Below are 13,240 nucleotides of genomic sequence, written 5' to 3'. Positions count from 1 at the left end.
GGAGGGATCAGACATGGCCAACCATCTATCACCCGCTTCTATCATTCAATCGTTTTCTTGGGATCAGGCATTCGCCCACTACGACGGCGATCCGCGCGGACGGTTCAACGCCGCCCACGAAGTATGCGACCGGTATGCCGAGGATCCGAATCGCATTGCGCTGTTTTATGAAAACGCTTTAGGAGAGCAAAAAACGATCACCTATCGGCAATTGCGCGATTGGTCGAACCAAATGGCGAACGTGTTCCGCAAGCTGGGCGTGAAAAAAGGGGATCGCGTCTGCGCGCTGATGCCGAAAAACCCGGCCCTTGTCGTCTACATTTTGGCGGCTTGGAAAGTCGGCGCCGTGTATGTGCCGCTCTTTACCGCGTTTGGCCCGCAGGCGATTGAATATCGCATCAACCATTCCGAGGCGAAAGTCCTCTTGACGAACAAGGAACAGCGCGCCAAACTGCCGCCGCGGGACAACATGCCGACATTGGAGCACATTTTTGTCATTGACGGATCGTCTCATGATCAAGACCAGCCATTTTGGGAAACGCTTTCATCGATGCCGACTGAGCACTCGATCGAAGAAACGACGGTCGACGATCTGCTCGCGATTCAGTATACGTCCGGCTCGACCGGGATGCCAAAAGGCGCCATGTGGCCGCATAACGTGCTCATCAACATTTATCCGTATATGCGCTATGCGATTGGCCTGCGCGATGACGATGTCTTTTTCGGCGGGGCGGATCCGGGCTGGGCGTACGGGCTGATCTTTTGCACCTTCGCGCCGATGGCCTTTGGCGTGCCGATCGTCTTTTACGAAGGGCCGTTTAAGCCGGAGACGTGCTATTCCTTGATGGAAAAATACCGGGTGACCAATTTCGCGTACGCCCCGACCGCGTACCGGGCGATGGCGGCGGCCGGCGCGGACGTCATTCGCCGCTATCAACTGAACGTGCGCGCCATGAGCTCAGCGGGCGAACCGCTCAATCCGGAAGTCATCCGCTTTTTCCAAGAGCATTTGGGCGTTACGATCCATGACCATTATGGCTTGTCGGAAACGTTGATGCTGATCGGAAACTTCAACGCCGCCGAGATGGAAATCCGGCCCGGCTCGATGGGATGGCCGCTGCCGGGCTTTGACGTGGCCCTGCTCGATGAGAATGGAACCCCAGTCGCCGACGGCGAAGTCGGACAAATTGCCTTTAACACCGACTCGATCCCAAACGTCTTTAAGGGGTATTGGAAAGACCCTGAAAAAACCGCCGAGCGGCTCGTCGGCAAGTGGTTTTTGACCGGCGATTTGGCGACAAAAGATGAAGACGGGTATTTCTGGTTCCAAGGACGGGCGGACGACATCATCTCGAGCGCCGGCTACCGCATCGGGCCGTTTGAAATTGAAAGCTGCCTCCTTGAGCATCCGGCTGTCGTCGAAGCAGCCGCCGTCGGGAAGCCGGATCCCGTCAAAGGGGAAATCGTCAAAGCGTTTGTCGTGCTCAGAGAAGGCTTTGCGCCGTCGGACGAGCTGGCCGAAGAGCTGTCCTTGTTCGTCAAAACGCGCTTATCCAAACATGAATACCCGCGCGAAGTCGAATTTGTCACCGAACTGCCGAAAACGCCGAGCGGAAAAATCCAGCGGTTCATCCTGCGCAATCAAGAAAGGGAAAAGTCAATCAAGGCTTGACGAGTGAAAAGGGCTGATTTGTGCTGCCCACAATCTTCTCAAAAAAGCTGCTAGGGACAAGCAATTGTCCTTGGTGGCGCAAATCAGGGGTGAACAGAATCGGAATTTTCTTCCATTTGGTAAAATATACAAAAAAACAAAGAGGAGGGTGTCCCAAAAGGATCGGGACACCCTTTCTTAACTATATGTAGGCGTAAAACAATCTTGAAGAAACGATGTGTTGTGTTTTGTTTAAGAAAAAACAACCTTTTAGGTCAGCCCCCCATTTCCGCTCATCCTCTCCTTTCGTCAAAGCGTCTTTCGCTGCTTCTCCCTATCCTTCCGAATCTCTCTCACCACATGCCCCAACTCCGGCAAAATGAGCTTCGTCATCGCGAGGCGCACAGCGCCGGTGGAGCCGGGAGTGCAAAAGACGGCGGTGTCCATCGCCACGCCGGCGACGGCGCGCGACAGCATGGCGGCCGGGCCGATGTCTTCGGTGTAGCTTAGGAAGCGGAACAGCTCGCCAAAGCCGACGAGTTCTTTCTCAAGCAGCGCACCGACCGTTTCGATCGTCACGTCGCGCTTGGCGATGCCGGTGCCGCCGTTCGTGAGCACCGCATCAACATCAAGGCGGCGGCAGCCGTCAAGCACTGCCTCGCGAATGGCGTCCGCTTCGTCTTTCACGATCTCATAGCCGACGACCTCATGCCCGGCTTCCGTGAGCAGCTCGATCATCAGCCGGCCGCTTTGGTCGGTTTCCTCCGTTCTCGTGTCGCTGACGGTGATGACTTTGCAGCGGACGGTTTGGGGAGCTTCTTGTTTATGGACAGCTGTGCTCATTCCCTCATCTCCTTTTGTCATTTTGTTGTTGGCTATAGTATAGCAAAAATTACCCAACTCTTGCCGGCTGCTTCTCGCTGGCGAAACGAAAGGAAAAGACCCCCATCGTGAAATCGATGTCTTCCGCCTACACTCCACAAGACAACCAATCGGCTGTCCCGAAGGCGCGCCTGGCCGTTTTCGGGCGGCCGTCTTTTTTGTACACTTTCGGATAAAACTATTTGTTATATAATAGACAGAATTGTTATAATATTAACACATAAAGAAAAACGCAATTGTCCACTCATGGATAACGGACAAGTCGGCAAAAGGAGGGAAAAGCGGTGCATCGTACGCTAAGTGAAAAGCTACAGGCCATTTTGCAAGATGGGATGGCGGTCATCGGACGGCACCGCGAATCGATCGCAGCCCGCTGGAATGAAAAATTAGGCGAATTGAAGAAAAAGCAGCATATCGCGGCCCATTCACTTGAAGCGGCCATTGAACTGCTTTCCAAACACATGACGGAAGCGAATGGCGAGGCGCGCGAATGGCTGAAAACGATCGGTGAAGCATGGCGCAGCCATTCATGTTTTTCGCCGTCCAACAAAATGACGTTTGTCTTTACGATGCTCGAAAATGCGGTGCACGAAGTCGTTCAAGCCATCCCCGGCAGCACATTTCATGACCATCAAGCCGTTCAATATTTGTTTTCCAAAATGTATGAGGCCGTTTTTTCCCCAACGGTCGACAACCAGCCGGACATCGGTCGGTTTTTGGAACAGCTTGCCGTCTCGAGACAAATGCCCATCCATTGGATCGCCGAACTGGACAAGGCGGACGGCCGCTTTTACGTCAAAAAACTATACGGAGAAGCAGAGTGGCTGCCGACAGACGTCCACATGATGGGGGCTGACACCATTTTTTCCTTGGGTGAACAGCTGCTTGCCTATATGCCAAAGGCGAGGGGAAAGAAACGCGTCATTCCGCTTCCATGGGAAGAAAGCGTTTTCCTATTTTGCACAGATGAAGCGGATCACCAAGTTCTTCCGTTTCTCCTTCATTCGTTCGAATTGTTTCACGCCGGGGGAATGGCGCTTGAGCAAACGAAACAAGACCAGCTTTGGAAAGATGCCGTCATTTTATTTGACCGGTTGATCATGCGTGCGAAATCATTGCAGCAGGCGGTGGAATACATTTCCTCCGGTTTTGTCTCCTATTTGCCGTTTGAACGATGCGCACTGTTCGCCTACTCGAGTGTCAATGAAAGCGGATTCGGACTTTACGGATACAAACTGGACATCGATCAAATCAAAAGCATTCGCGAGGACATTAATGCCTTGCCGCTCATTAAACAGTACGTGCAGCAGCTGCAATTGCTTGGCAATCATATGGCGAACGTTCCGCCCATTTACTTGTCTGATGCAGCGGAAGGGTTGCCGGCGAAATATGTGGAACAATTCCAGCTCGAATCGATCGTCATCGCTCCGATTTACGCTCCATCGGAAAACCGGCTCATCGGTGCAGCCATTTTGGATCAAGGCCCCGGGCAACCTTTCACGTTATCGAGCGACATTTTCACCGCGGTCATGAAATTCGGCCAAAGCGCCGGCGAAGTGCTGGCGAAATTCAACGGAAGCCGTCCGGAGCTCGTTCCATCAGTGCCGCACTTGTCGCCGCGGGAAATCGAGGTGCTGAAGCTCGTCGCCGAAGGGGCGTCCACGTATGAAGCAGCGAAGCGGCTCCATTTGAGCGAGTATACGGTGCGCGACTATGTATCGGCCATTTTGCAAAAAATGAACGCCAAAAATCGGACGGAAGCCATTGTGAAAGCGATCCGCGACGGCATTATTTGAAGCGCCGGCGCGGAAAAAAGAGCGCGCCGCTTTTTTTTTTTGCCTCTTGACAGCGGCGCGTCCCCGCGCTTTATGGCAGCGCCCGCAGCCAGCGTTTCAGCTCATTTTTCTGTTGTTCGAGCTGTTGTTTCACTTCCTCAAGCTGTTCAAGCTGCGCTTTATACTGTTGAATGCGTTCCGACACCTGTTCGATCATCCCCTTCTCTTCTCCCGCATCGGAAAGCGGCGCAGGCAGTTCCTGCGTCGGCAGCCGTTGTCCGCTCCCCGTCCCATCCGGCGGCTTATGCTCCTTTAACTCCTGCTGCATGTCTTTCAACTGTTCATTTGTCTGCTGCCAGATGGCATCGATTTGTGCCAGCTGTTCAGTCAGCTGCTCCGTCTGGTTGCGGATCATCTGCTCGATGCCATCGAGCGTCTTCCCGCTCACCCCGGATTGCACCACATCGCTGATTTGGTCAATCAGCTCGCTTGTTTTCTTCTGTTCTTCTTTCACTTCCTCGATCAACCCGCCCGCCGGGTCAAGCGATGGAAGGGTGATGGTTGACGGCTGCTCGGCAGGAGCAGTTGGGATCGATGGCGTCCCTTCTTTCTCAGGTGCCGGTTTTACGGATGGCGGATCGTTTCCGTCCCCCGCCCCATTGCTGCTTCCATTCGTCGGCCCACTGGGCGCAGCGGAAGATGGTTCATCCGGCGATGCGCTCGGTTCCGATGGCGCGGTTGGCTTTTCTCCTGATGACGGCGCAGCCGGCTGATCGGTTTCCGTTGACGTCTCTGGCGGTTGGCCCCCATTCGATTTCATCGAGCTGCCCTCATCCACTGAAGCCGTTCCGAACGCCGCAGCAGCGGATAACTGCGGAATGACAAGCTCATCCGCCGTCAGTTCTGTCGCGACTACCGTTACATCTTTCAAACATTGCTCGACAAGCGGCACGCCATCCATGCACAGACCGCCGATTTCCATTTTTTTCACTCTCATTTTCATCCATTTTGTCCGCGCAACTTGATCGGTATGGAACGTAAACGACACAGTGTGCCCCGCCATCGTTTGTTGTTTCGTCAATGTCATCCCGTATATTTTCGCTTGAATAAAGGCGATGGGCATATCTCCCGTTAAAACGACCGGCGCTTTGAGAATGATTCCGCCTAAATCGATCGTCCCAACCACTTTATCTGCATGTATGACAAATCCGGACGGTTCCTGTCCTTCTGCCGCCGCCCGGCCAGCGCCGCCCAAAAGCCAGCCAACAACGGCAGCCAAAACGGTTACAACAGAAAGAGCAACGATTCTTCTCAAACGTTCAGCCATCTTCATCCCCCTGTTGGTGGCGGAAACAGCCGCTCCCGCGCTGGTTTTCAGCGTTCCGCCTCACTCAACGTTTTTTCGAGCTCCTCGACGCTGTCATACCGTTTCGCTCGGCTGATTTGTTTTTTGCGAATGTTGAACTGTTTGACGACATAGTTGTTCAGCATGTCGTAGTCGATCTCGAGCGCATATGTGCGGGCGAGCTGCTGCTGGCGCTTTCCGAGCTCGGTCAAATAGGCGACGTAGCCGACGACATGCGGCCATAATTCGTCCATATAGCGGATGAACAACTCATAATATCGTTCGTTTTCATTGACGAGCCGTTGGATCGTATAAATGCCGAACTGAATGTGCCGGCCTTCGTCCATGTTCAAGTAATCGATCCCTTGGAGCAACCCTGGGAACAGCCCGGCTTTTTTGTAAATTTGCCGGAACGTGTAATAGCCCGATTCGGCGAGCGTCCCTTCGACGATCATGTTGTAGACGGTGGCGGCGCGGATGACCGCTTCCGGCGAGTCGTCGGTGTACAGCCGGTTCATCGCCTCCGGCAGCGCTTCGTAAAAAATGCGTTTATAATGGTCGTTATGGAAGACGGACAAGTCCATGGCCCCGATGCCGACTTCCTGCTGCCAGCGGGAAAACATCTCGACATGTTTCGCCTCATCATGCATAAACGTCGTCAAAAACATCACATCTTCGAGCCGCCCTTGGCGCGCGAGGGCGTTCGTCATCGGCAAAATATCGAGCGTCACGGCCTCCTCGCCGGCGGAAAAGCCGGCAACGAGCGGCAGCGCCGCGATCTTTTCTTCGCTTGTCAAACGCGCGAAATCTTCTTTGTCTTGGCTGAAATCGATGTCCGCCGGGTTCCATTTCCCGTTCCGCTTCGCTTTTTCATACAATTTGTACATCGGATGCTCCCAATCGATCGTTCCTTTCACCGTTTGAAATCCATCGTGATGGACCATCGTGATCTCCCTCCTTGAAATGCTCTATTAGGAAACCACCTTCGACCTTAAAACAAAGTCATCGGCCGGTCGTTCATATCGCAAATGACCGTTTTCGTTTCTAAATACGCTTCAAGCGCCTGCATCCCGAGCTCGCGGCCGAGGCCGCTCTGCTTATAACCGCCAAACGGCGCAGTCGGCGACAGCACTTGGTACGTGTTGATCCACACGGTTCCGCTTTTCACCCGCCGCGCTAAGCGGAGCGCCCGCTTGATGTCATTCGTCCAAACCGCCGCCGCCAAGCCGTAAATCGTATCGTTGGCAATGGAGGCGGCTTCCTCTTCATCTTGAAACGGAATGACAGCGGCGACCGGCCCGAAAATTTCTTCACGGGCGATGCACATCGATGGCGATACATCGGCAAAGACGGCCGGTTCAATGAAATAGCCGCCGCCAAGCCCATCTAAAGCGCTCCCTCCCGCAACGAGCTTCGCCCCTTCCTGCTTGCCGATGTCAATGTAGCGCAATACTTTCTCGTATTGCTCCCGGCTGATGACGGGGCCAAGGTCGCTGCGCGCATCCGTGCCGGGCCCGACTTTCAGCTTTTTCGCTTTGCTGGCCAACAGCTCGACAAACGTTTCGTAAACCGGCCGTTCCACTAAAATGCGGCTCCCGGCCTGGCATACTTGCCCGGAGTTGTAGAACACGCCAAACAGCGCGCTTTTTGCCGCCTGTTCGAGATCGGCATCGGCAAAGATGATGTTCGGCGACTTGCCGCCGAGCTCAAGCGTCACCCGCTTAATGTGGGGAGCGGCCGCCTGCAAGATGTGGCGCCCGGTTTCCGTTTCGCCGGTAAAGGCGATTTTCGGCACGCGCGGATGGCGGACGAGCGCTTTTCCGGCCTCATCGAGTCCAGGCAGGACGTTGATGACGCCTTCCGGCACGCCGGCCTCATGGCAAATCTCAGCAAGCTTCAACGCCGTCAGCGGCGTTTCCGGCGCCGGTTTTACCACCATCGTACAGCCCGCCGCCAGCGCTGGGGCGATTTTCCACGTCGGCATCAAAAGCGGAAAGTTCCACGGGGTGATGAGCCCAGCCACCCCGATCGGCTCCTTCATCGTCCACGCCATATAATCCGGCGCCGAGCCGGCGACGGAAAACGGCAGCACCTCCCCTTGCGGCTTGACGACAAGCGAGGCGAAAAAGTCGAAGCAGTCGGCGGCGAGCGGAATTTCAATAAACAACGCTAGATTGATCGGCATGCCGTTTTCCCGCGTCATGAGCTGCGCCAGCTCGCAATGATGCTGGCGGATCAGTTCAGCGATGCGGCGCAAGATGCGTCCGCGCTCAAGCGGGGAAATGGCCAGCCAGCGCCGATCCGAAAACGCCTCTTCGGCGATGGCGACCGCCGCGTCAACATCGTCCTCGCCAGCGTTGGCGACGCGGGCCGTCACTTCGCCCGTCGCCGGGTCGATGACGTCAAACCGTTCGCCGCTGGCAGCCGGCCGCCATTCTCCATCAATCCATAAATCGGCTTCCGTCGTTTGCGCCGAAATCATTGTCATCTCCTCCTTTCCATCGCTCCACGTTCCCGATTGATCGGATCTTGAAACCAAGCTACGGCAATAAATCGCTCCGCCCGATTTCCTGCAAATAGTCGCGGTACGCCGGGTAAATGGCGTCAAGCTGCGGCAATACTTTCAAGGCGTTCACAAGCGGGCCTTGCACTTTGATTTGCTGGCGGGCGAGCGCCTGCTGCAAGTCGAGCTTCCCAAGCCAAAACTTATGCCCGACATCCGCCGTCTGCTCAAAAATGAGCTCCGGGCGCAGCGCTGTTTCGCCGCAGACAATTTTCAATTTCCCATTTTCATGCGTCCACGTAATTTTCGCTTCCGGCTTATGAAAAATATATTGAACATACGCGTCATAGCCGGGGCTTAACTCTGTCGAGGCGATCAATTCCTTTGACTCGTCCGTCTCCGCCACTTTTTCAAAAAAGCGGCCGAGAACGTCATACAGCTCCTGCTCGCTTTGAAACACCGGCATGTCAATCCCCCTCTCGTCTCGATCGTTCCACGTTTTTTTCGATCCCCTTGTTTGCCCGCCCAAACACCGGCCTTCCCGTTTTCGTCCAAGGGCAGATGGAACGCCATCTTTCCGACCGCCCAACGGCTTCTCTTGTTTGTTCACCCAAACGCACGCGGGGCGGCTTGTCGTCTCATTCTTCAAAGCGAATGATGCCGCGAATGTTTTGCCCGCTCTTTAAGGCGGCGAATCCGTCGTTGATTTGGTCGAGCGAATAGACGGCGCTGATGAGCGGTTCGAGCTTCAGCTTGCCCGCCGCGTACAAATCAAGCAGCTTCGGGTAGTCAATCGGCGGATTGCCTTGGCCAAGCCAAGAACCGGTCAACGCTTTGGATTGGGACGGCAGCGAAAAGGCGTTGATCTCCACCGCTTCATGCGGCGCGGCGATGCCGACGATGACCGTCGTTCCCGCTTTTCGCGTCATGTTGTATGCGTCGGCCATCGTCTCCGGGCGGCCGATCGCTTCAAACGCATAGTCGACGCCGATGCCGTCGGTCAAATCGAGCACGGCGCTCACGGCATCGTCCTCGCGGGCGTTTACGGTGTGCGTCGCCCCGAACGTTTTCGTCATCGCCAATTTTTCCTCGACAATGTCGACGGCGATAATTTGTTTGGCCCCGGCGAGCGCCGCTCCTTGGATGATGTTGAAGCCGACGCCGCCGGCGCCAATCACAGCGACTGTGCTGCCCGGGCGCACTTGCGCTGTATGAATGGCGGCGCCCACCCCGGTCATGACGCTGCAGCTGATCAATGCCGCCAACTCAAACGGCACATCACGGCGAATCGGGATGGCTGCCTGCTCCGGCACAATGGTGTACTCGCTGAACGCGCCGGCGGTTAAAAATTGATAGACGGGTTTTCCATGCAGCGAAAAGCGCGTCGTCCCATCCGGCAGCGTGCCGGTCGCCATCAGCCGAGCCGCCTCCTCGCATAGATCGGGCCGCCCGGTGCGGCAATAGCTGCACGTTCCGCATGACGGCACCCAATTGAGCACCACATGGTCGCCTTGTTTGACACTTGTCACCCCTTCCCCGACTTCCTCAACAATGCCCGCTCCTTCGTGGCCGAGCACAATGGGAAGCGGGAGCGGCAATTGCCCTTGAACCACATGCCAATCGCTATGGCAAAGGCCCGCCGCTTTCATTTTCACTTTGACCTCCCCGCGCTTGGGGCTTGCCAAATCCAGTTCTTCGATTGACAGCGGCTCCCCGTAGCGGTGCAATACTGCGGCTTTTGCCATGTCGTTCCCTCCTTTTCCATCCGCCCATTACGCCCGCTTGCCGGCCATATCCGCTTCCTCTTCACGGATGCCGCGGCCCCGCAATGCATCCAAATAGGCGTCCCATTCCTGCTTGAGCGTTTCTTTCAGCTTGAAAAGGCCGATGATGAGCGGCCGGGTCGAATGGTCTTGCAAAAACACATCGCGGATGACATCCTCAAACTCTTCCTTTTTCCCCGGCAGGCCGTGGTCTTTCCCATACAGCAAATGCTTATCGAGCAACCGCCGGATCGTCGGGCTTCCCGGCCCGCCGCTTTGCCGGTAAAACGCTTCGATGCGCTTTGACATCGTCAGCTCTTCTTGTTCCTCGCGCATGTTCCTTCCTCCCTCTTTAAAATCGCGGCCGCTGTTTGCGCGTCCGGAACAGCCGCCAGCCAAGGAAAACGACCAAGATGACAGAAACGGCCAACCCGATGTTGGCGATCGTCGTTTTCTCCATGCCGAGAAACGTTCCGCCCGGGATGCTGGCGACAATAAACCCGGTGGCCATAATGATGGCAAACGCGATGAGGGAAAGCGCCAAACGGTTGGCGATTTGGTTGAGCGTATTGCGCGTCACCGGGTCGGTTTGGACTTGCACGGTCATGCGCCATTTGTTTTCGGCCATCGTCTCCAACACTTTGTTGAACCGGCGCGGGAAGGTGGCGATCATTTCCGCCGTTTCAGCGACAAGACTCGCGTTGGCGCGAAAATTAAAGCGCTTTCCGAGGATGCTTTTTAAAATTGGAATTTCATACGCCTCCACGACTTCGCCGTACGAAATTTCCGGGCAAATCCAGCGCGCCGTCCCTTCGGTGGCGGAAAATCCTTTCGCCCAAAGCGCCAAGCCGTTCGGGACTTTGCAGTAGTTGCGGAGCCCGATCGCCGTCGCTTCAAGGACGAGGCGGCCGTAGTTGTAGCGGCTGCTCCCTTGATGGGCGGACACATAGTTTAACGTCAACGTCCGCAGTTCATCTTTCAATTTGACAACATCGGTGTAAATGGTGGGCGACATCAGTTCCATAAACACTTCGGCGGCGTCTTCCGCCTGGTTGAGCTGGATGTGCAAAATGACACGCATCAAAATTTGCGCCATCACGCTGTCCATCCGCCCGGTCATCCCCCAGTCGATGATGACCGCCTTTTTCGTCCGCTTGTCGATCATAATGTTGGAACCGTGGGCATCCGCATGATAATGGCCGTCGAGCATCGTTTGCACGTAATGATGGACAAGATCGATCATGATGTTGATCCGCTCTTCGAAGGTGAGAAAATCGACAGGGAAGTCTTTAATGAGCCAGCCGTCAATGTATTCCATGATCAAGACGCTTTTCGTCGCTTCATACACGTGCGGAACCGTGACATGTTCAGCCCTCCTTTCGTACTTTTGCTTCATTTCTTGCATTTTTCTTGCTTCTTCCGTCATGTCCAGCTCATCCATGGCGCTGCTGTAATAATCTTGCACGAGCCCCCCGAGGTCAAGGGCGGCCTGCAGTTCAGGCGGCAGCCGCTTTTGCAGGCGGGCGGCCATTTTTTTAATGATGGCGATATCGGTTTGAAACAGTTTTTCGACCGTCGGGCGCACGACTTTGACCGCGACAACCGGCCCGTCTTTAAGTTTCGCTTTGTACACTTGAGCGAGCGACGCCGAGCCGAGCGGCTCCTCCTCAATCCATTCAAACGTCTCCAAGCCGTCAGGCAGCTCCCGCTCCAAAATGTATTCGATTTTGGCAAACTCAATGGGCGGCACCCGGTCAAGCAATTTCTCCAGCTCAAGCGTAATCGGCTCTGGCAATAAGTCTTGCCTTGTGACAAGCACCTGCCCGAGCTTGATGAACGTCGGGCCGAGCTCCTCAAACGCTAGGCGCAGCCTCCGGCCGATATGGTGCAAATATTGTTTGTCTCCCTCGTTCCCTCGCAGCTTGCGGGCAATGGCGTCGCCCAGCACCATGCCAAGCCCGTTTTTGACAAGCACAGCGATGATTTTCCGCCGCCGTTTTCCCGCCGTAATGGCAGCCAGCTCCTCTTCAATGGCAGCGCCAATGGCCGCAAAGTCGCGCGCTGGTTTTGGCTTGGCCGTTTCGAGTGATGCGTGCAACCCGCTTTCCTCCTTTCTGCTTACAGCCGCTCGATGATCGTGGCTGTCGCCATGCCAAAGCCGATGCACATCACTTGCAATCCGTATTTCCCGTCCATGTCCTCAAGCTCATGGAGCAGCGTTGTCATCAGCCGGGCGCCGCTCGCGCCGAGCGGGTGTCCGAGGGCGATCGCTCCGCCGCGCGGATTGACTTTTGCCATATCCGGCTCGAGCTCCCGCTCCCACGCCTTCACGACCGAAGCGAACGCTTCATTGATTTCGATGACATCGATTTGCTCAAGGCGCAGTCCCGTTTTTTCGAGCACGCGGCGCGTGGCCGGGATGACGCCCGTGAGCATCAGAATCGGATCTTCGCCGACGACCGCGCGGGCGACGATGCGGGCTCTCGGTCGCAAACCGAGCTGCCGGGCTTTTTCTGCCGACATGAGCAGCACGCCGGCCGCTCCGTCGCTCACTTGGCTTGAGTTGCCGGCCGTGATGACACCGCCTTTTGGCTGAAATGATGGCGTTAACGCTGCTAACTTTTCGAGCGAGGTGTCGCGCCGAATCCCTTCGTCGCGGGTGAAGGACACCGTCCCCTCCTCGCCCGGCACGTCAAGCGGAATGATTTCCCGCTCAAACATCCCGCGGTCGGTTGCCGCCGCCGCTTTTTCATGGCTTTGCAAGGAAAACGCATCAAGCTCTTCCCGCGACAATCCCCATTTTTTCGCGATCATCTCCGCAGAAATCCCTTGCGGCACGATGTTGTACCGACTTGTCAGCTGGCGGCTGAACCGCCCCATGTCGCTTCCCATCGGAACGCGCGTCATGCTTTCGACCCCGGCGGCGATGGCGATGTCGATGTCGCCAGCCAAAATCGCTTGCGCCGCGTTATGGATGGCCTGCTGACTCGAGCCGCACATCCGGTTTAAGGAAAACGCCGGCACTCCGACCGGAAATCCGGCGGCGAGCACCGCTTGGCGGGCGATGTTGCCCCCTTGCTCTCCGGTCATCGTCACACAGCCGACGATGACATCTTCCACCAGGCCGGCATCCAGCCCATTTCGGTCGACAAGCGCCCGCAACACCGGAACAAGCAAATCGACCGGATGGACGCTTGAGAGCGCCCCTTTTTTCTTGCCGATCGCCGTGCGCACGGCGTCAACAATCACCACTTCCCTCATGCCGCTCCTCCTGTTCCGTATCAAAATCGAACCGTTTTCCTGCGCGGCTAGAGCCGCCGC

General features: G+C 56.0%; 11 protein-coding genes. 2 read left to right on the top strand and 9 right to left on the bottom strand.

Features of this window, described 5'->3' with window-relative positions; translation table 11 throughout:
- The first annotated feature begins 13 nt into the window (after window positions 1-13).
- Window positions 14-1,672 carry an acetate--CoA ligase gene (locus CWI35_RS14440; RefSeq protein ID WP_119877883.1) on the top strand — a complete coding sequence of 553 codons (1,659 nt, stop codon included), beginning with the start codon at window positions 14-16 and terminating at the stop codon, window positions 1,670-1,672.
- Between the two features lie 288 nt (window positions 1,673-1,960).
- Here CWI35_RS14440 and CWI35_RS14435 read toward each other — a convergent pair whose 3' ends face one another.
- Entirely contained in the window at window positions 1,961-2,494 is a 534-nt protein-coding gene (locus tag CWI35_RS14435; RefSeq protein ID WP_023633831.1) for a MogA/MoaB family molybdenum cofactor biosynthesis protein, read from the bottom strand.
- Between the two features lie 323 nt (window positions 2,495-2,817).
- Here CWI35_RS14435 and CWI35_RS14430 point away from each other — a divergent pair, with 323 nt between their 5' ends.
- Window positions 2,818-4,329 carry a response regulator transcription factor gene (locus tag CWI35_RS14430; protein ID WP_119877882.1) on the top strand — a complete coding sequence of 504 codons (1,512 nt, stop codon included), beginning with the start codon at window positions 2,818-2,820 and terminating at the stop codon, window positions 4,327-4,329.
- Between the two features lie 70 nt (window positions 4,330-4,399).
- Here CWI35_RS14430 and CWI35_RS14425 read toward each other — a convergent pair whose 3' ends face one another.
- The 8 genes from CWI35_RS14425 to CWI35_RS14390 all read right to left on the bottom strand — a co-directional run bounded on the left by CWI35_RS14425 (window position 4,400) and on the right by CWI35_RS14390 (window position 13,180).
- On the bottom strand, window positions 4,400-5,635 hold the full coding sequence (locus CWI35_RS14425) for an AAA family ATPase (RefSeq protein ID WP_052524465.1): 1,236 nt from the start codon (window positions 5,633-5,635) through the stop codon (window positions 4,400-4,402).
- A 47-nt stretch (window positions 5,636-5,682) separates the two neighbouring features.
- A complete protein-coding gene (locus CWI35_RS14420; RefSeq protein ID WP_023633828.1) occupies window positions 5,683-6,597 on the bottom strand; it encodes a R2-like ligand-binding oxidase in 915 nt (304 codons plus the stop codon).
- A 47-nt stretch (window positions 6,598-6,644) separates the two neighbouring features.
- The gene (locus tag CWI35_RS14415; protein ID WP_119877881.1) at window positions 6,645-8,135 is read right to left on the bottom strand and encodes an aldehyde dehydrogenase family protein; all 1,491 of its coding nucleotides are present in this window, start codon (window positions 8,133-8,135) and stop codon (window positions 6,645-6,647) included.
- Between the two features lie 58 nt (window positions 8,136-8,193).
- A complete protein-coding gene (locus CWI35_RS14410) occupies window positions 8,194-8,622 on the bottom strand; it encodes a hypothetical protein (protein WP_021322114.1) in 429 nt (142 codons plus the stop codon).
- 172 nt (window positions 8,623-8,794) lie between these two features.
- The gene (locus tag CWI35_RS14405; RefSeq protein WP_011232248.1) at window positions 8,795-9,901 is read right to left on the bottom strand and encodes a Zn-dependent alcohol dehydrogenase; all 1,107 of its coding nucleotides are present in this window, start codon (window positions 9,899-9,901) and stop codon (window positions 8,795-8,797) included.
- 27 nt (window positions 9,902-9,928) lie between these two features.
- The gene (locus CWI35_RS14400) at window positions 9,929-10,255 is read right to left on the bottom strand and encodes a hypothetical protein (protein ID WP_068894899.1); all 327 of its coding nucleotides are present in this window, start codon (window positions 10,253-10,255) and stop codon (window positions 9,929-9,931) included.
- A gap of 16 nt (window positions 10,256-10,271) precedes the next feature.
- A complete protein-coding gene (locus CWI35_RS14395) occupies window positions 10,272-12,017 on the bottom strand; it encodes an ABC1 kinase family protein (protein WP_011232250.1) in 1,746 nt (581 codons plus the stop codon).
- 20 nt (window positions 12,018-12,037) lie between these two features.
- Window positions 12,038-13,180 (bottom strand): thiolase family protein, encoded by a 1,143-nt coding sequence (locus CWI35_RS14390; RefSeq protein ID WP_011232251.1) that lies wholly within the window; start codon window positions 13,178-13,180, stop codon window positions 12,038-12,040.
- Window positions 13,181-13,240: the final 60 nt, after the last annotated feature.

Origin of the sequence: [Bacillus] caldolyticus (assembly GCF_003595605.1) — a bacterium.
In the GTDB taxonomy this organism is placed as follows: Bacteria; Bacillota; Bacilli; order Bacillales; family Anoxybacillaceae; genus Geobacillus; species Geobacillus thermoleovorans.
Note: the sequence above shows the minus strand (reverse complement) of the source record. Positions and strands in the feature narration are given on the sequence as shown.